The organism is Veillonella agrestimuris (genome assembly GCF_943193065.1).
GTDB lineage: Bacteria > Bacillota > Negativicutes > Veillonellales > Veillonellaceae > Veillonella > Veillonella agrestimuris.
The window spans coordinates 1-19,743 of the sequence record NZ_CALPCS010000004.1 but is presented as its reverse complement, the minus strand read 5'-3'; the positions used below and the strand labels follow the sequence as shown (position 1 = coordinate 19,743).

At 38.8% G+C, this 19,743-nt stretch carries 21 protein-coding genes; all 21 read right to left on the bottom strand.

The window, feature by feature from the left end; genetic code table 11:
• Positions 1 to 87: 87 nt before the first annotated feature.
• The 21 genes from NFR29_RS02705 to NFR29_RS02605 all read right to left on the bottom strand — a co-directional run bounded on the left by NFR29_RS02705 (position 88) and on the right by NFR29_RS02605 (position 19,491).
• On the bottom strand, positions 88 to 2,514 hold the full coding sequence (locus NFR29_RS02705) for a U32 family peptidase (protein WP_251422868.1): 2,427 nt from the start codon (positions 2,512 to 2,514) through the stop codon (positions 88 to 90).
• A gap of 105 nt (positions 2,515 to 2,619) precedes the next feature.
• Entirely contained in the window at positions 2,620 to 5,061 is a 2,442-nt protein-coding gene (gene pheT, locus NFR29_RS02700) for a phenylalanine--tRNA ligase subunit beta (protein WP_251422865.1), read from the bottom strand.
• 9 nt (positions 5,062 to 5,070) lie between these two features.
• Entirely contained in the window at positions 5,071 to 6,093 is a 1,023-nt protein-coding gene (pheS, locus tag NFR29_RS02695; RefSeq protein ID WP_251422861.1) for a phenylalanine--tRNA ligase subunit alpha, read from the bottom strand.
• A 36-nt stretch (positions 6,094 to 6,129) separates the two neighbouring features.
• Complete coding sequence (locus tag NFR29_RS02690) at positions 6,130 to 6,594, bottom strand: PaaI family thioesterase (RefSeq protein ID WP_251422858.1); 465 nt, start codon at positions 6,592 to 6,594, stop codon at positions 6,130 to 6,132.
• Positions 6,595 to 6,687: 93 nt separating this feature from the next.
• A complete protein-coding gene (locus NFR29_RS02685) occupies positions 6,688 to 7,899 on the bottom strand; it encodes an ABC transporter permease (protein WP_251422855.1) in 1,212 nt (403 codons plus the stop codon).
• Complete coding sequence (locus tag NFR29_RS02680; protein ID WP_251422852.1) at positions 7,892 to 8,614, bottom strand: ABC transporter ATP-binding protein; 723 nt, start codon at positions 8,612 to 8,614, stop codon at positions 7,892 to 7,894. The genes NFR29_RS02685 and NFR29_RS02680 overlap by 8 nt, the downstream gene beginning before the upstream one ends.
• Positions 8,615 to 8,627: 13 nt before the next feature.
• A complete protein-coding gene (locus NFR29_RS02675; RefSeq protein ID WP_251422849.1) occupies positions 8,628 to 9,710 on the bottom strand; it encodes an efflux RND transporter periplasmic adaptor subunit in 1,083 nt (360 codons plus the stop codon).
• A gap of 188 nt (positions 9,711 to 9,898) precedes the next feature.
• Positions 9,899 to 10,813, bottom strand: coding sequence for an ATP-dependent 6-phosphofructokinase (locus NFR29_RS02670; protein ID WP_251422847.1), 915 nt, complete (start codon positions 10,811 to 10,813; stop codon positions 9,899 to 9,901).
• Entirely contained in the window at positions 10,770 to 11,567 is a 798-nt protein-coding gene (locus NFR29_RS02665) for a shikimate kinase (RefSeq protein WP_251422844.1), read from the bottom strand. The genes NFR29_RS02670 and NFR29_RS02665 overlap by 44 nt, the downstream gene beginning before the upstream one ends.
• A gap of 90 nt (positions 11,568 to 11,657) precedes the next feature.
• A complete protein-coding gene (locus NFR29_RS02660; RefSeq protein WP_251422841.1) occupies positions 11,658 to 12,026 on the bottom strand; it encodes a hypothetical protein in 369 nt (122 codons plus the stop codon).
• 46 nt (positions 12,027 to 12,072) lie between these two features.
• A complete protein-coding gene (locus NFR29_RS02655) occupies positions 12,073 to 12,507 on the bottom strand; it encodes a hypothetical protein (RefSeq protein WP_251422838.1) in 435 nt (144 codons plus the stop codon).
• Between the two features lie 112 nt (positions 12,508 to 12,619).
• A complete protein-coding gene (locus NFR29_RS02650; protein ID WP_251422835.1) occupies positions 12,620 to 13,474 on the bottom strand; it encodes a hypothetical protein in 855 nt (284 codons plus the stop codon).
• Between the two features lie 9 nt (positions 13,475 to 13,483).
• A complete protein-coding gene (locus NFR29_RS02645) occupies positions 13,484 to 13,924 on the bottom strand; it encodes a hypothetical protein (RefSeq protein ID WP_251422832.1) in 441 nt (146 codons plus the stop codon).
• Positions 13,863 to 14,414 (bottom strand): hypothetical protein, encoded by a 552-nt coding sequence (locus NFR29_RS02640; protein ID WP_251422829.1) that lies wholly within the window; start codon positions 14,412 to 14,414, stop codon positions 13,863 to 13,865. The genes NFR29_RS02645 and NFR29_RS02640 overlap by 62 nt, the downstream gene beginning before the upstream one ends.
• A gap of 13 nt (positions 14,415 to 14,427) precedes the next feature.
• On the bottom strand, positions 14,428 to 14,832 hold the full coding sequence (locus tag NFR29_RS02635; RefSeq protein WP_251422827.1) for a hypothetical protein: 405 nt from the start codon (positions 14,830 to 14,832) through the stop codon (positions 14,428 to 14,430).
• Between the two features lie 7 nt (positions 14,833 to 14,839).
• Complete coding sequence (locus NFR29_RS02630; RefSeq protein WP_251422825.1) at positions 14,840 to 15,358, bottom strand: hypothetical protein; 519 nt, start codon at positions 15,356 to 15,358, stop codon at positions 14,840 to 14,842.
• Positions 15,256 to 15,828, bottom strand: coding sequence for a prepilin peptidase (locus NFR29_RS02625; RefSeq protein WP_277612497.1), 573 nt, complete (start codon positions 15,826 to 15,828; stop codon positions 15,256 to 15,258). Before NFR29_RS02625 ends, NFR29_RS02630 begins: the two co-directional genes overlap by 103 nt.
• A gap of 12 nt (positions 15,829 to 15,840) precedes the next feature.
• On the bottom strand, positions 15,841 to 16,269 hold the full coding sequence (locus tag NFR29_RS02620) for a prepilin-type N-terminal cleavage/methylation domain-containing protein (RefSeq protein ID WP_251422823.1): 429 nt from the start codon (positions 16,267 to 16,269) through the stop codon (positions 15,841 to 15,843).
• Between the two features lie 12 nt (positions 16,270 to 16,281).
• The gene (locus NFR29_RS02615; protein WP_251422820.1) at positions 16,282 to 17,454 is read right to left on the bottom strand and encodes a type II secretion system F family protein; all 1,173 of its coding nucleotides are present in this window, start codon (positions 17,452 to 17,454) and stop codon (positions 16,282 to 16,284) included.
• Positions 17,455 to 17,471: 17 nt separating this feature from the next.
• A complete protein-coding gene (locus NFR29_RS02610; protein ID WP_251422816.1) occupies positions 17,472 to 18,494 on the bottom strand; it encodes a type IV pilus twitching motility protein PilT in 1,023 nt (340 codons plus the stop codon).
• Positions 18,457 to 19,491, bottom strand: a complete 1,035-nt coding sequence (locus tag NFR29_RS02605) for a GspE/PulE family protein (protein WP_251422813.1) — start codon at positions 19,489 to 19,491, stop codon at positions 18,457 to 18,459. Before NFR29_RS02605 ends, NFR29_RS02610 begins: the two co-directional genes overlap by 38 nt.
• Positions 19,492 to 19,743 lie beyond the last annotated feature (252 nt).

The following is a 19,743-nucleotide window of genomic DNA, read 5'->3' as shown; positions in this document are numbered from 1 at the left end:
TCTAATTATAGTGTTTTAAGGCTTTTCTACTTTCATCGACCATTACTATATTCATTCATATGTTATCAATGAGTTATACAATGGCCCTTATAAAATACCTCTAAAATAATGGCCCCGTGTAATAGGCTGTTCATGTTGTTGTAGCTCTTTTAAAGACGCTGCTTTCTTGCCTTCTACAATAGCTACATAGTCAGATACAATGGCTTTCAATCTATGAAAGTCCATTTGACGTCCATCGATGCGCAAAATAGAAATCCCTTTATCTACGAGCCTTGGCACATAGGCACGCATATCCATTTCATGACTATTCATGATGTGCATACGGCAGTATGGATCCGTTTGTAATGGAAATACTTCGCCTTTTCTATCTTTTAAGAAATACTGCTCCTTCATACAAGGCATAGAACAATGTTCTTTTGTGCCAGATCCAACAAAGCTAGCAATGACACAATATTCAGAAATCATCATCTCTGTATAGCCATGGACCATTGCTTCTAAAGGTATCGACGTAAATTTCTTGAGCTTCGCCATTTGTTGCAATGTCAATTCCTGAGATGGATGGATGCTACTCATACCCATATTTTCCCAAAATTGTGCTGTTAAGGAATTAAAAATATTAAGACCTGTATCTGCTTCAATCGGTCCTGTATAGCCTAATTCATGAAGCCATAATAGAGCTTGAGGTATGTGAATAGAAATGCTACTTGGCTTTGCTTCTATCATCGCCTGCAATGTAGCCATATAGGCATCCACTTCATCATCTTTAATGACCCTCGGTGTTGCAAAAGAAATGATAACACCTGCGTCTTTACAAAGTGCAACAACTTCTTCATACATACTGTGATCATAAGGAATTCGACGCAATCGATCGCCTCCGAAAATTACCTTCTTTGCTCCCCCCTGAATAGCCGCGTTCACGCCTTCTAATTCATCAACACGAACAGATATGATGGGAAGTTCATCACAGAGAAGCACGTCCTTAGCAACAAATGCATAAGATGATTCTCCTTTTACATTGAGGGCACGCCAATGCGCTAGGTGATTCGAAATAAGCTCTCGTTCTAACGCCTCTATGGCATCTCTACGTAATGCATTTAATACACTAGCTGGCCACATATAGGCCCCTGCTGGTATATCTACATAGGATAAGGTAAATAATGTATTTCCTAAACGTCCCAGTTGTTCTTGTACTTTCTCTATAGTCGTCGGTGTTGTTCGAGCTAAAGTAGGTTCGTAATCATTATATACAGTTACAGATAAACCGTCTTCTAACAAAGCTGTTAGTTCTGTCACAACTTTACCGTCTTTCTCTCCTAGCCCTAAGAACATAGACACACTATGTTTCCGTTGAAATTCTTGCAACCCTCTTTGCTTGCTATCCTTTGGTGTAGACGCTAAATATAAAGGGCCCTCAGCAAAGCTTTCTTCTGGTTTTCCTTTATATAGCAAGGAGTTTACTGCAGTCCAATCTGCATCCACAGTGTAGTACGTGACATTTCCATTTTTCTGCAAAATCTTAACGAGCGATCCTAACTCAATAGATTCTGTTAATTCTAAATAGACTTCATCCTTTTTCGCATATGCTTTACCAATAGGTTTACCTTGATGATTAGGAGCTACAATCGTCATCATATGGCGACCTACAGAATCATCTAAATAAGCACTAGAAAATCCTCGATTAAATCCAGCTGCTAAAGCCTGTTTTTTTGTATCATCAACGATAGCCGTATCTAATATACTCCTATATGTGCCAATAACTTGACGTACATAGGAAACCTTTTTCATGCGCCCTTCCACTTTGAAAGATGTCACTCCAGCACGAACTAACTCAATGATAGATTCACTATAATTCAAATCTTTAGGACTTAAAATATAAGCTTCATGTTTAGGTAAAACACTACGTCCCTTAGAATCTAATAACTCGTAAGGAAGGCGACACGGTTGTGCACATGATCCGCGATTACCGCTACGCCCACCTATGAAAGAACTCATCAAACATTGACCAGAATAACATACACAAAGTGCACCGTGCACAAAAACTTCAATTTCTGCTTTACAGTTAGCGCAAATATGCTCTATTTCTTTTAAACTTAATTCCCTAGCCAATACAACTCTCGTAAAGCCTAGACTTTCATAAAAACGAACGGCATCTAAGGTGGCTGCCGTCATTTGAGTACTACCATGAAGATGTAAATTCGGCGCCACTCGTCTAGCAATAGCAGCTACGGCTAAATCTTGCACGATGATAGCATCAACACCGATAGATTCGAGCTCTTTTAAATATGCCTCTAAGGCATCTAATTCGCTATCACCAATTAATATGTTGACCGTCACATACACAGATACGCCTAATATATGGGCCAATCGAATAGCTTCACGAAGTTCATCTATATTAAAATTTGCCGCATGAGCTCTAGCATTAAACCCTTTTCCACCCAAATAAATGGCATCGGCTCCCGATTCTAAGGCAGCCATAAAATTTTCCATCGTTCCCGCTGGAGCTAATAATTCCATAGTTATCCTCTATTACATTAATGTAAATCTATACCTTTATTATACTACAAGGAAACAGATAGACATAAAAGGGCTTACCTTTTGGTAAACCCTTTTATTAGGCTATTAACGCAATTTGCAATTTTGAGCATGCAATGCAGAAACGATGTTTTCAATGGCTCCATCAATTTCTTCATCATTCAATGTGCCTTCCATAGATCGGAATTGTAGATTATAAGCTAAACTGCGATAACCCGCTTCGATATGTTCCCCTTCATAAACGTCAAAAATAGAAACACCGTGCAAGTATTTTCCACCTTGTTCGTTAATGAGCTTCATAATATCACCACTCGATACCGTATTAGGCGCAACAATAGCTAAATCTCTGCTTGTGCCTGGGAATTTACTAAATGGCTTATATTTGAACGGTACAAAAGCAAGCCCTAGAATTACTTCTAGATCAATTTCAAACATATATACTTTACCAGAAAGGCCAAAGTTTTTAGCCACTTGTGGATGTAATTCACCAAAGTTAGCAATTGTTTTACCTTCTACTGTATAAGTAGCGCTTACGCCTGGATGGAAATAAGTTTCATGAGATGGTGCTATATCGTAATTAGACACTTTCAATGTAGCTAACAAGCCATCTACAATGCCTTTTACATCATAGAAATCTGTATCTCGTTGCACTTCATTCCAGCTTGCCGCTGTCGTTTTCCCCATCATAATGCCACAAGCCATTGGTCGTTCATGAGGTACCTCTGTTAATGGTAAAGACTTAGGCTCATATACATTAGCCGTTTCAAACAACCATAAATCTCTATTTTGCTGCGCTATATTGCGCAAAGCTGTTTCTATCACAGCAGGCACTAAGGTAGTTCTCATATAAGGGAACTCTTCAGAAATAGGATTTAAAATTGGTATAGCCGTATAACGACTATCACCTTCAGAAAGCATCATATTCGTTAACCCATCTTTATGCATAAAGCTAAATGTAATGATTTGACTAAGTCCTACACTCGCTAAATAATGAGTTACTTTTTTAGTTAATGCTTTTTTCGGTGTCATACCACCAGAAGAAAGAACTGCATTCGGAATAGTGGCTTCAATATGATCATAACCAAAGATACGCGCCACTTCCTCTGCAATATCAGGCATATCTGTAACATCATCGCGCCAAGTCGGAACAAGGGCTTCTATAGATTTACCAGACTCAGTTAATTCAAAACCTAACTGCGTCAAAATAGACACCATCTTGTCTTTTGCAATAGATGTGCCTAAGTAATCATTAACTTGCTCCACTGTGAACATTACAGTTCGTTGTTCTACTGGTGTAGGGTATACATCTATAACACCGACTTCTACTTTACAAGTTGGACAGATTTGTTGCAACAATTGTGCAGCCCGATCGATAGCGTAAGCCGTGTATTTGTGATTGATTCCCCGTTCAAAGCGACCAGACGCTTCAGAACGAAGACCTAATGCTTTCGATGTTCTACGGATAGATGGACCATTAAATACAGCTGCTTCTAATAATACATTAGTAGTCGTATCTGTCACTTCACTATGAAGACCGCCCATGACACCGGCTACCCCAATAGGTCCTTCTGCATCAGCAATAATGAGCATAGATTCATCCAATTTACGTTCATTATTATCTAATGTTATTAAAGTTTCCCCTGCTTTTGCACGGCGAGCAATAAGCTGATGACCTTTTACATGATCATAATCGTACGCATGCATCGGTTGACCTAATTCAAGCATCACGTAATTCGTTACGTCGACTACATTATTGATAGGGCGAATGCCGCTATTGCGCAAACGATTTTGCATCCATAATGGAGATGGCTCAATGGTTACATTAGTAATCAAACGAGATGTAAAGCGGCTACACAAATCTTCTGCTTCAATAGATACGCTAGCTCTACCATCGATGCTTTCACCTGTTTCATTAACCATAATCACTGGGAACAATGCAGATTTACCAGTCATAATGGCAAATTCACGAGATAAGCCTACCATAGAGAAACAGTCCGCCCGATTAGCAGTCAATTCAAATTCATACACTGTATCATCGAGCATGAGCACTTCTTTAATATCTAAGCCAATTGGCGTATTTTCAGGGAAAATATAAATGCCTTGTGCTTCTTCTGGGCGTACTAAATCAGAGGAAATGCCAAATTCTGCAACGGAGCAGAACATACCTTCAGAAGTGACACCACGCAATTTACCTTTTTTAATTTCTGTGCCGTCTGCCAATCTCGATTTATGATACGCTACAGGCACAATTTGGCCTACCGCTACATTTGTGGCGGCAGTAACAATTTGTTTTACCACTTCTTCGCCATCATCAATACATTGTACTTGGCACACTTGTAATTTATCAGCATCCGGGTGTTTTGTAATATCAATGATTTTTCCTGTATAAATCTTTTTCAACCCTGGATCCATAGAAATCACATCTTCTACAGGAATACCTGCTTGTGTTAATTGATCCGCTAATTCTTGTGGATTAGCAGTTAAGTCAAGAGGTACATATTCATTCATCCATTGTAAGCTTGCTTTCATGACTACCTCCTAAAACTGCTCCAAGAAACGTACATCATCTTCAAAAAATAGACGTAAATCACCAATACCATAGAGAAGCATAGCAATTCGTTCTACCCCCATACCAAAGGCGAAGCCTTTCACCTTAGCTGGGTCATAGCCATTCAGTTCAAGCACTTTCGGATGAACCATGCCGCATCCTAAAATTTCAAGCCATCCTGTATGAGAACACACTCGGCAGCCTTCGCCGCCACACATAACACAAGAAATATCTACTTCTGCAGATGGCTCTGTAAATGGGAAGAAACTTGTACGGAAACGAACTTTGGTGTCATCTCCGAACATATGACGTAAAAATGTTTCAATAGTCCCTTTTAAATCGGCAAATGTAATATGTTCATCAATGATGAGTCCTTCTACTTGATGAAATACAGGAGAATGAGTGGCATCGTAATCCCAACGATATACTTTACCAGGCGCAATCATACGGATTGGGCTATTTGGCTCATGACGCTGCATAGTACGAGCTTGCACAGGGGATGTATGGGTTCTAAGTAAGATATTTTCCGTAATATAAAAGGAGTCCTGCATATCTCGAGCAGGGTGATCTTTAGGCAAGTTAAGACACTCGAAATTATAATAATCTTGTTCCACTTCTGGACCTTCTTCAATGGTATAACCCATTTTCATAAAGAAGTCCTCAATCATTTCATTTACAGTGGTAAGAGGATGAATATGCCCTGTTTTTGGTGCTCTTCCAGGCAATGTAATATCGATTTTCTCTTCTTCTAATCGAGCCTGCAATGCAGCAGCCTCCATAGTAGCTTTTAATGAATCGAGAGAGGCTTCTAAGGCTTGGCGTACATCATTAACAAGAGCCCCCATTTTAGGGCGCTCTTCAGGAGATAATTTACCAAGCCCTTTTAATAAAGCCGTCACTTCCCCCTTTTTACCTAAATATTTTACGCGTACATCTTCCAACGCTTGTATATTAGTAGCCGATTGAATAGCAGATAAGGCTATTTCCTTTAGGCGTTGCAATTCTTGTTCCATACAGCGATCCTCCTAATTTACAAAATTCAAATTTCATTATATCAAATTTGGGTCATCCTCTTCAACGAATCGCCACGGCAAATCAGGCAACGGTTTCGCTTCTAATACGAAAAATGTACCTCTCGCTAAATGAACAAGCTCTCCTAATTCATTATAAATACGAGCAGTAGCTACCATTGTTGATTTCCCATTATGTTCAACCTTAGCAACACCTCGTAATTGAGTGCCTCCTTTGACGACTTTCAAATAATTGCCATTAATATCAATGGTGCTTACAGATTTGCCTAAAGTAAAGCAAGCTGTTCCCATGAGACTATCAGCAAAGCCAATGCATACAGCACCATGAAGATCGCCACGAAAATTACAATACTCTTGCTCATTAGTTTGTAATATCATTTCTGCATGACCTGGGTCTACAAAAGTCACTTCCGAATCTTTTACCCAAGCAAAAGGATTTAATGTTCGTAATTCATTAAAATATTCTAATAATGTAGTTGCCATAATAGCCCTCACTAATGCAAATAATGCGTTACATCATACATAGTCATTGTATCATGCAACGCATCATATGCGAATATATAATTCTATGTTCTTTTATTCATAATGTAATGCATCAATTGGGTTGAGTTTCGCCGCTTTTCGAGCTGGATAAATACCAAAGAGAAGGCCGATACCCATGGAGAATGCAAAGGACATAATTACCGTCGGTATCGATACGAGTGTGCTCATACCGGATACACTGCCAATCAAATAGGACGCCCCAATGCCAAGAGCAATCCCTATAAGCCCCCCCATGAGACTGATAACGACAGCTTCGATGAGGAATTGCGTAACAATGACATTGTAAGTAGCCCCTAAAGCCTTTCGAATACCAATTTCTCGTGTTCTCTCTGTTACAGAAACGAGCATGATATTCATAATACCAATACCCCCTACAACGAGAGAAATAGCTGCAACAGCACCTAAGAACAATGTCAAGGTTCCCGTCGTTTGTTCCATTGTTTCCATAATTGATTTCATATTTTGAATATTAAAATCATCTAGTTCTGGATCTTTAATGCTATGGCGAACGCGCAATAAGTTTTCTATATCTGATTGCAATCGATCAATACCGCTTTCATCTTCCGAAACGACATAGACCATGCGCAAGTAATCTACCCCTTCTACCCGTTCCATAGCCGTTGTATAAGGGATGAAAATTGCGTCGTCTTGGTCATTCCCCATCGCGCCATTACCTTTACTATTGAGGACCCCAATGACACGGAAAGGAATATTTTTGACGCGAATTTCTTTACCTACTGGATCTTCTCCAGCAAAGAGGTTTTTAACTACCGTCTGTCCTACTACAGCGACGCGCTCTCTGTTTTTAATGTTCTTTTCAGAAATAAAGCGCCCTTCTGCCATAGTCCAGTTATTTACATCTTGGAAGTTATAATTTACACCACTTACGCTAGTAGTCCAGTTTTTACTTTGGTAAATAGTTACGTAAGAGCCCGCTGTATACGGACTGGCTGCTTTAACCCCATCTAACTTTGCAATAGCTTCATAGTCAGCTACTTTCAATGATTTATGAGATCCTGCAGTAGGTCTTACACCGGGAGTCCGAGGAGCACCAGGCATAACCATTAATAGATTAGAACCTAAGCTAGAAATGGAATCTTGTATATCCTTCTTTACGCCATTACCAATGGATACGAGGGCAATAACAGCAGCAACCCCAATGATAATGCCAAGCATAGTCAAAATGGAACGAAGTTTATTAGCAACGAGCGATGCCCAAGCCATCAAGAAACTCTCTTTATACATGTTCCACCTCCTGCACAGGCGTCATATTTAGATTAGCTTTGTCTTCTACAATATAACCATCTCTAAGAACGACGTTGCGGCTCGCATAAGTTGCAATTTCTGGTTCATGAGTAACGAGGATAATCGTACGCCCTTGGTCATAGAGGCTACGGAAAATATTCATTACATCGATAGTCGACTTAGAATCTAGATTCCCTGTTGGTTCATCGGCCATGATGATGGCTGGATCATTGGCTAACGCGCGAGCAATGGCTACACGTTGTCGTTGACCACCAGACAATTCAGCTGGCAAATGGTCCATCCGCTCTCCTAATCCAACGGATGAAAGCAAAGCTGCAGCCCGCTCGTTTCGAGTCTTTTTATCAACGCCAGCATAAATCATCGGGAGCGCCACGTTTTCTAAAGCCGTTAACTTAGTGAGCAAGTTAAAACTTTGGAATACAAAGCCAATTTCCTTATTTCTTACATAAGCCAATTCATCATCCGTAAGTGTAGCTACTTCGTTGCCATTTAATTTATAGGAACCAGTCGTTGGCCGGTCCAAACAACCTAAAATGTTCATAAAGGTAGATTTACCAGAACCAGAAGGCCCCATGATGGATACGAAGTCCCCTTTATGCACCTGTAAATCGATACCATGTAATACAGGAACAGACAATTTCCCATTTACATAGGTTCTCGTAATTCCTTGTATATCAATAACAGAATGATTCATATGTCACCTACCCTTAAAATGGGCTACGAGTATTGTTTTTAGGACCATTAATATCGCCACTAACGATAATTTCGTCACCTTCAGACAACCCGTTCAAAATCTGTACATTACTGTCGCCTGTTACACCTGTAGAAACAGCAGTACGCACTGGTTGTCCATCTTTCATGACATATACATACTCGCCTTGCTTATCTGTTCGTACCGCTGTTAATGGTACGACTAATGTATTTTTAATATCTTCCCCAAAAATAGTAGCACGCGCCGTCATTGTGGGTAAGAAATTATTAGAAATATCAGATGGGATTGCTACTTTTACAGTATAATACACTACACTAGAGCTAGTAGTCCCCATATTACCTTTAGAACCTTTGGAAATTTCAGACACATAGCCTGTGAAAGTTTCTCCTGGTTTAGAGTCAACAGTAAATTCTACGCGAGAACCAGTTTTAACATTGCCAATATCTGTTTCATCTACGGTGAGATAAATTTCAAGATTCGATAAGTCTGCAATGGTAGCAATGATCATTTGCGTAGAAATACCAGTACTAATCGTTTGGCCTGCTTTAAGAGGTTCCCCAATAACCGTACCAGTCATAGGTGCTGTAATAGTAGCGTCGCTTAAATCTGCAGATACACGTTGATACGTAGATAAGGCACGCTCATAAGACGTAACAGCATCGTCATACGTTTGTTGAGCTACTGCATTTTGATCGATTAAAGCTTTATAACGATTCATATCTAATTGCGCTTTATCTAAAGCAGCTTTCGCATCATCTACTTGCGCCTGTAATTGACGAGTATCAATATAAGCTATAACTTGTCCTGCTGTAACTTGTTCATTCTCTTTCACTAATACTTCTTCTAATTTACCGGCTACATTGGTAGAAACATCGACATAGTTAACAGGATTAATCGTACCTGTAGAGCTTATACTCGTTTTAACATCGCCTCGTTCTACTTTACCAGTGGTATATTTTTGTTGTGTTTGTGCACTATTATCAGTGTTCATGTAATAATACGTGCCGCCCCCTAGTAAGCAAATAGCGACAGCAACACCAACAATTCGTTTGCGGTGCTTTTGAAACAACTCTTTCATATATACTCCTTATGCATTCATTCTTAGAGTAGTGTGAGTACTACCCGTACATATTGTATCTTAAAATTAAAATTTATACAATCTAAACGCAATACCCATAGATCTTGAACTCTATGGGCATGTTTTATCACTATATAGTATCTATGACATCAACAAATCTAATAACATAGAGCACTATAAGTAATCATTTATCTACTTAAGATAGAGATGAGCTGATACGCCTCTTCTTCTAATGGAAATCTATACCGCGCTGTGTCTTCATAGGGAATACCACGAATTGCACCGTCAATATAACCAGTAATTTGATTCTTCTCTCCAGATTCGATAAGTTGCAATGCAACCTGACTCATACGGGCCGCTAACAAACCATCAAAAGCAGATGGAGATCCACCTCTTTGCAAATATCCTAATACCGTCAAGCTAGGGTCGAAATACGTATGTTCTTTGATATATGCTTTCACTGCAGCTCCCCCTAATTGGCCTTCTGCAACGAGAATAACACTATATTCTTTCCCCATTTGATGAGATTCATTAATATGTTTGCATAGCCCCTCTAAATCTACGGGATATTCAGGAATCATAACGATTTCTGCACCACAAGCTAGTCCTGCTTGTACTGCTAAGTGGCCCGAATGACGTCCCATTACTTCCACTACAGCAATCCGTTCATGAGAATTTGACGTATCTCGAATGCGTCCTACCGCATCAACAATTGTATTTAACGCTGTATCAAAGCCAATTGTATATTGCGTACCATTCATATCATTATCAATCGTGGCAGGTATAGTCATCGTCGACTGCCCCAAAGCGGCTAATGCTTCTGCACCAGCCATAGAACCATCACCACCGATAACAATAAGATGATCGATACCTTCTTCTTGTAATATACGGTACGCCTTTTCTTGAACCCTATGCTCTTTAAATTCGGGAAAGCGCGCCGTTCTTAATATGGTACCACCCGTTGTAATAATACCGCCTACATCACGTGGTGATAACTGACGTATTTCGCTATTGATAATACCTAAAAAACCGCGCTCAATACCATATACTTGATAGCCTTTACGAAGGGCTAGTCTTGTGACGGCTCTGATGGCTGCGTTCATACCGGGAGCGTCTCCGCCGCTTGTGAGAAGAGCTATTTTTTCCATATCGATGTTCACCTTCTTGCTTCTTTGTATAGTTTGTATCCGGTAATACAACTATAGATGACTGCTTATAATGAGATGTATTTGATTTGGATGCATTAGTCCTTAAATTTGCTTTTTTCTTATATGTATCTCTTTTTACATAGATTGGTTGAAAGTTTTCTTTAGGTTGTCTTCGTGCTTTAAACTGTACATTCGACGTTTCTAATTCCTTTTCGATGGCTTCCATAAAGTCATAGGTACGTCCATTCGTAGTATCCAAGACGTAGTCGCACTGTTTATATACAGGTTTCCAAGCTTGAATCATAGCATGTACAAAAGCATGGACATTAGTATAGTCCATAGTCGGTCGCTTGCCGACTCGTCGATTGACACGGCTCACAATGCGGTATTGTGCAGCTCTTATACCAATAATATAGGAAAAGCGCTTTAAGCTCTTTAATGTACGATGTTCAATAGGGAAGTTTCCACCTACGGAAATAACTGCTTCATGATATAAGCATACCTTTTTTAAAACATCTAGTTCAGCTCGTCTAAAGGCCTTTTCTCCTATCTTTTTGTAAATCTCTGCAATAGACAACCCAAAACGACTTTCTAAGACTCGATCAGTATCTACGAACTGCCACCCTTTTAATTCTGCTAAATTGCGACCAAAATGGCTTTTCCCGCTACCCATAGAACCAATGAGAACTATATTTCGTTTTGTAATCATTTCTTATGGCCCCTTTTTATACGTTATTGTTTATTGTACTATAAATAAAAAAGAAAGGCTATATGTGCACCATGCGTTACACATATAGCCTTAAATACCTTTTGTAATAGGAGTAATATGACATCGGAAAGAAATACTCGTTCCAGTCACTACAATTGATTCAATATAAATCTGACAAGGTATCATTTCATGGAGTTCATTATACCAAGTAAAAAAACTTTCACTACTCCCTATAAGAGTTAGAGTAAGATCATCCGTAGTTCCACTACTATTGGACAGAACTAAAGGTGAATTACGAATGCTCCCATAAACTTGATCCGACCAATTAGCTTCATCATATATATACTCTAATAATTTAGCTTCTGGTGAATGGAGATACTCCGATTGAACTGCATAATTGATATTCTTCGTTTCTTCTTTTACTTTCATCTCCTCATATAATGCTTCATAGTGAGTCATACAGCCTATAGCAATAATGACAAAAAGAACACATACACCACTAAGACTAAGAGCCCATAGAATCGGTATTGGCAGACTTCTTCTTATATCCATCCAAATGGAATAACTGATGTTGACTATCTCTTTCCACTTCTTGTTTTCCATTGTAATTCCACCCTTGTAAATGAGCCCGCACATAGTTTATATATTCTTGATATGCTTCTTCTGTAGAAGCGACTCCATCTACAGAAAATCCATCATCAGTAAATGTAATTTGTTTCAAGCCTATACTTTGACTATTCACCATAGCGCCATCAAGTAAAGTAATGGTCACTAGTTGTGTATTCATAGCTATCCTCTGTTGTAAAAGCTTTCGCCCTTTCTCTTGCAACGCATTATATTGTACTTCTACCGTTCTATAGTCGCTATTTTGAGTAAGAATCTCATAGGCTGTATATCCCTCTTTATAGGACTCATAAGCAGAAACACTTTGACTGATCATATACACACAAATAATGACGCATATAGAGGTGGCTATATAGAAATAAAACTTCTTCCCTAATAATGTAATGCGCCACCGCAAATAGGTAGGCATGAAATTTATTTGTTCGTCTTTACCAACCGTGCCCAATCCAATGTAACCCCCGTGCCGTCATCCCAAGCGCCATATCCCATTCTAATTCGCCTAAGATACATTGATTTTTCGTATCTCCTATAAACTCAATTGGCATATAGGTAGTCTTCCCATAAACACCTTCGATAGAATCCAAATCAATGCGCAGTTCTTCTGTTAAACCGTCTGTATTATAAAATGTAACACCTTCTACTTCTTCTACACCAAATAGACGTAATTCTTCTTCCATCCCTATCATCGCCTTTGCAATATCTCCACCATGGCAACTAACCAAACATTCTTTAATACAAACATCTTTCCACCACGCCCAGATATGCATCATAGTACCTTCTACAATACCGGTTATAGTTCCAGTTCTCTTTTCATAACTATAGGTTACAGGAATCGGCCAAAAATCGATAACACTAATAAGCATAGTATTCGCTAAAATGCCTTTTTGCATCTCCTGTAAACCTCGTTTTTCAATGGCTACTAAAAATAAATAGTAATTATGCCGAGGATATTCGCGTTTACATACTTCCACTTCAAATTCATCGGACTCAAAGGTAAAAATATCTTCTAAATTCCACTTAATAAATTCTTTAACACTAAACTGACTCGGTTCAAAATGTGTTAAGGTAGTCTCCGTCTTTATATCCGCCACTATACTATAAAAGCCGTCCTCTATGGGATATCGTTCAAGAAATCTCGTTATATCTTCATGAAGAGCTCCCTTTCGATCTAATGTTACCGCTTCTGTAACAGTCATCTTCTGATTTTCTATGTGTCCTGAAACAGCCGTAATTCGCTGTTTTGTAATGCAAAGCCCAGTATGTGTTCTTGTTCTAATCCCCATAATATCTCCTTAATACGGTTTTATATCTACTACACGCCATTTCTGGTCCTCTCCTTTTTCCATATACATATGAATCCTAGCTGTAACGCCTTGGCGAATGCCATAACTCATAAGGTGCTTAGGATTCGATAGCTTCGGATCTTCCTTTATATATACAGTAGTCAAATCATCTTGTTCTACCATCATTGTGCTTCCCTCTTTCCACACACCTCCCGCTTTTATATATGCTACAAACCAGCGAGCTCCCCGTTCCGCATCATAATGAGCTTTCAATAAATTCATTTCATCTAATGTATTACTAGCTGACAAAGTCGTTATTTTCAATATAGCAAGGGCCATAACGAGCAAAACCATCATGCCAAATAAAGTACTGTATGTAATGAACCCATCAATGCAATTCTTTTTCTTTATACCAATCATAATGCGTCGATACAGCGGTACTAACTTCATAATTAGTAATACCTCCGTAACCTTGTATAAATTCTGTATCCTTCTTATACTTATTATTCACTGTCCAAGACAGGTGTAATACCTTATTCGTATCTAATAAGAAGGGATTTACACTATCTACTTTCCGTTTATCTTCCGTTCCTATAATGCGGCTTCCACTAAGAGGCTGCAAACTGCCGTCTGTCAATCGCCTATATAAAGCACGCCGCGTTAATTGAAAGGTAGTCCTCTTATTATCACTAATTTTTACAGTTTTATTATGATCAGCCACCGATATAGCACTCCGATTCCACTGAATATGGCTTACAATAGCCCGTCTCGTATATCTGCCATCTTCAATCATAGATACACTATCATCGAGTCGTTCAATCCAAAGGACACCACTCATAATAACCGATATGAGTCCTAGTAAAATAAAAGCCCCTATAATGACACTAATAATAAGAGAAGGCAAAATAAACCCTGCTTCACGTTTCCCATGTGAACTCATTGGAGTCCACCTTTTATAATTCAGAATGAACCGATTCCATAGGGGGCCCCAAAAATGTCGATAACTCATAAATTACTTTCCCATCTTTTTTAGCTTGTACTGTATATCGATAAATAGGTATACTATGAATCATTTCAACCGTTCCTATACGATGAAACATGACATGTAAATGTGTTCCTCCTTTTCTAGATGTATTGATTCCTTCTTGTGGCATTTGCCCCGAATCATAGTCTGCTTTTCCCTCTTCTATAAAGGCTACTACTTCTTGCGTAATAGCATCTTGTTCATAAGCCCTTTCAACCATGGTAGTAGACATAGACAAAACCTGTAATATAACTGGCAATAGTAATAGTAAAATAGAACTAGCAATGAGAGCATCCCCGTAGAGAAAGCCATTTTTATAGTTTCGATGTTTCACTGAATCGTTAAATCGCCTCCCACCGGATGCGACCCGTTTGAACAGAAATCCAGATGCGATTTTTAAGACCTGTTCGCGTATCTTGTAATACAAATTCTGTACTGTCATAAGGTAATCCATAGGCTGAAAAATATACTCTTCTTATAAAATGTCTACTTTCAATATGATCAGGAAACGTGACTTCTTCTTTACTCATAGAAGGTCCATCTTTGATATAGTATCCATGTTTCTTTAAAATAAACTCACTATTTCGCATTCGTTCATCACTATGACCGAGCATAGACCAAAGCTGCACTTTCTTTATGGAATATAGAACTTCTTCTGTATAGCGATTCAATTCGTGCCTCGATGGTTCCTGAACAATCATAGACGCCCCTAATAGGACGATGCATAAGACTATGGATATACCAATAATCCATTCAACTAATACAAAACCACATTCATACTGCCTATTACAAATACGAGTTTCCAATAGAGAGCCTCCCATACATAATGCAGATGGAGTCCATTCCAAGCACCAAAACATAAAAAGGGACCAAATGGTAGATATGATATAGTTCCTTTTTTTAATAGTTTCAATAAGAAGAGATAGAGTGTGCCTACAATAAATGCCACATATATCATAACTACCGTTTGTATGGGCGTTAACCAAAGCGATATCGCACAAAGCCATTTGATATCGCCCCAGCCAAAACCATTGTTGCTTACATATCGTAAACCTACACATAGGACAAATACAGAGAGTAGTACCATGCAGGTGTCGAAAACTGCATAGGCTTTACTAGTACTATATAAAACCCCTCCTATACTAAGTCCGATGGCTCCTTCATCGGGTAATATACAATAATGCATATCGATGGTAGCACCTGCGATGAGAATGAGCGAAAAGAAGCTAATTAAAATAACTTCAAAGTTTGTATATCCCCTTATCACAAGGGGTATCCCTATAGATATAAGCCACACAAAGATTAGCAAACAACATTTGATCCCTTTCATGCTCTATAATCCTTAATTTGCTCCATCTGGAGATGTAACAACTACAGATTTACCTGTATTCCCTGTAACTTGTTCATAAGAAATAACATAATCTTTGCCTTTAGAGCTCTTAACATGTTCTGTTAAATACCCCTCTTTATATAGTGTTTCTACCGTTGGAGGTGCATCTACACTTTTATCAATCATGTATAGTTGCGTTGCATTGCGAATAATCTGCATATCCGCAATCTCTTTCGCCTGTTTTGCTTTATCTGCAGCAGACATAAATTGCGGCATCGCAATAGCTGCTAAAATAGCGATGACAGCTACTACAACCATAAGTTCTACTAAGGTAAAGCCCTGCTCTTTTCCATTCGCTAAACGACGTCTCTTTAAAGCTCGATCTATTTTTTTGCAAAGATTGTATATCCTTTGTGTTCCAGATTCTACATAAGTATTCATAATGGTCTCCTTTTATTGACTACTAAGATTAGAAATAGATGTAAATAAGGGATACATCACAGATACGACAAGAATAGCTATACCAATGCCCATAATAGACAGTAAAAGAGGCTCCATCAATCGCTCTAAGCGAGTAATATATTGTTCCATCAATGAGCCATAATAATTACTACAATGACGAAGCATTTCCGCCAATTCACCACTTTCTTCGCCGACGCTGACCATCTGCCATATAAAGGGATTTCCAATATGAGCCGATTGTAAGCTTTGCGTAAAGGAATATCCTTTTTCAAGCAGCCCAACTACGTCATCACTACACCGACGGCCATACGCATTAGGCCACACTGATTTCGTAATTTTAATCGTTTGAATAATGGATATCCCCGATTCTAGTAAAAGCGCCCATATAGCTAATACATTAGTATAATAAAAAGCCGTTACAGATGTTTTGTTTTGAGCCAAATTCCATAAACCTCTATGTAACTTCATATATATACTTTGTTGCTTATAAGCAACCAATAGAAGGCATATGCCTACAATATGTATGCCACCATATAGTAATGGATGCTCTCCTAAGGATTGTCCTAATGCAAATAATCCCCGTGTCATCATTGGCAATTCTACATTCATGGTGGCAAATACACGGCTAAAAGAGGGAATGATAAATAAAATGGTAACTAGAAAAAATAGATTCATCATTACTAGCAAAAATGATGGGTACGCAATAGCGCTAATGATTTTCTGATGCCATCGTCTTTCCTTGTCATAATATGTTGAAATATACTGCAATGTGTCGCCTAAAGTACCAGCTGATTCTCCTGATTCTAACAAAGCTAAACCTATAGTAGGAAATCCTAATTGTTGTAATGCTTGGGATAGGTTTCTCCCTCGTTGTATACCTTCATAGATAGACCGATAAGGTAAAGAAGATTGTTGTTCACACAACAAAAGAAGTGCTCTCCGCAATGGTATTCCGGATTTTAGCAGTAAACCTAACTGTTGGCATATATCAACGACAGCTTTGTGGTTCCACTTGTAGGACTTTGCCTTCATCTGTTGAATATGACAAATCGTATAAGATTCCAGTTTTAATTTAACTTTTACCTCTTCTTCAGATTGAGCCCACAAAATGCCATCTATACGTTCATTATCTTTGTTTAATACAGTATATTCGTAAGCATTCATTCATAGCTCCTTACAACTTACACTAATTGTTGATCTAATAAGTCACATAGTTTTGTTTCACCCCTATAGCGCTCTTTTATAGTTTGCACAGACATTTCTAAGGTCTTCATCGGCTGCTGTTTTTCTTGAAGCGATATAATCTGCGTTTCCTTTTTACTTCTAATCAAATTCGCCACTGCATGTGTGTTCACTAAAATATCTCGAATCGTAATAAAATGGTCATTCCATCGCAATAAACGTTGACATATAACGGCCCGCAATACTTGTGATATTTGACTGCGCACTTCTTCTTGTTGTTCTCCTGGGAAAATAGATATCATCCTCTGTATAGCCATAACAGCACGCTGTGTATGCATAGTAGCAAGCACAAGATGACCAGTTTCAGCAGCATGCAACGCGGCTTGCAACGTTTCTTGATCTCTCAATTCCCCTACCATAATGACATCTGGATCTTCTCGCAAAGCATCTCGAATACCATGAGCCATAGATTTTATGTCGAGCCCCAGTTGGCGTTGATGGATTAAGGACTGCTGTGATATAAAGGTGTACTCAACAGGATCTTCTAATGTGATAATATGTTTATTCATAGTCCTATTAATATATTCTAAGCAACAAGCTAAAGCAAAGGATTTACCGCTTCCGGTAGGACCTGTAATGAGAACCAAACCATCATTATAATGACAAATGTCTTTCATCAACTGCCCTTCACTAGAATTGTCAAGACTTAAATCTTTATGGCATAGGAGTCGCAATGTACCACATATGGTTTGATTGGCCCTGTATAAATGCGTACGGACACGTATATCATGAGATGTAAAAGCTTCATCTACAGAGTACCAATCGTGATGCACTACATGGCATCGCTGCAAAATCTCATCAATCACCGGATGTTCGCAATAATATCCGAGCGGTAAAAGACCTTTTTTACCTCGTATATATATGTCTTTTCCCATTTCTAGATGTATATCAGTAGCCTCTAATTCATATGCCTTAGCAATGATCCTATCTACCGTTACAGGTATTGATAACAATTCCTGCACGTTTCACCTCCTCTATCGTCGTATGACCTTCATCAATGGCTAATCGAGCTGATTCTTCCAACCAAATCTGTACGTATTGCTCAACACGGTCCCAGTCAACAGCATTAGGAGGTATCTCTACATATTCAAACAGACCTTTTCGCCCTTTAAAAGTACCGCTCTCTTTATCTAAACAACGAACTAATCGTTGCGATAACGCCCCAATCAATGTGGCTCGTAAAAGATAAGGTTCGACTCCCATATCGATGAGCCGGCCTATAACACCTAACGCTGTATTGGTATGTACCGTCGTTAATACTCGATGTCCTGTTAAAGCTGCTTTTACAGCAAGTTGTGCCGTTTCGTTGTCCCGTATTTCCCCAATCATAATAGAGTCTGGATCTTGTCGCAAAACGGCGCGTAATCCTTTAGAAAAAGTAAAACCAATTTTCTCATTAATTCCAATTTGGATAGCGCCTTCAATAGGAGATTCTACAGGATCTTCTAAACAAATCAACTTTGTTTCATTTAAATTAAGGAGTCGCAACATAGAATATAAAGTCGATGTTTTGCCACTTCCTGTAGGACCACAGACAACAATAAGTCCATAGGGCCTTTGCAAAAGACAAGAGAGACTCTCTGCTAATGATTTGGACATACCTAACTCTTCCAAACTTTTATGGCGTCCTACATTCCCCATGAGTCGACATACAATGGTTTCCCCATAAAGACTGGGCAAGCTTGATACGCGCATCGTCCCACATTGTGACTTATCCATCCAATCCCACCGTCCATCTTGGGGCAATCGTTTCTCACTAATATCCATGCCACTAAAGACTTTGATACGGTTAATTAGTAATTCAGCTTCCTCACTAGGGATTGTCATATGCGTCTGCAATAAACCATCTTTTCGTATGCGCACAATGACGCCATCTTGTGTAGGATCAAAGTGAATATCACTACTTTGAACAGATAAAGCGTGGGCAATAATTTCGTCTAATGTTATATCTACATACATTGTCACCTCCTAAAACCTTGCGGTGTGTTAATAGCTCACCTTCGTTTATTGCGTTATGTATTTCTACATCCTTTTCATATCCCCTTTTTTTGATTTAAAAATCCACGATACGTGTATTTCAAAATAAAAAAGTGAAATACCATTTCAATAATGATACGCCACATGCATAAAAAATGGTTCTATAATAAATGTTGGGGTGTCACCATCAAGGTGGCACAACCAACATTATTTTTTTGCAAAAAAAATAAGCAT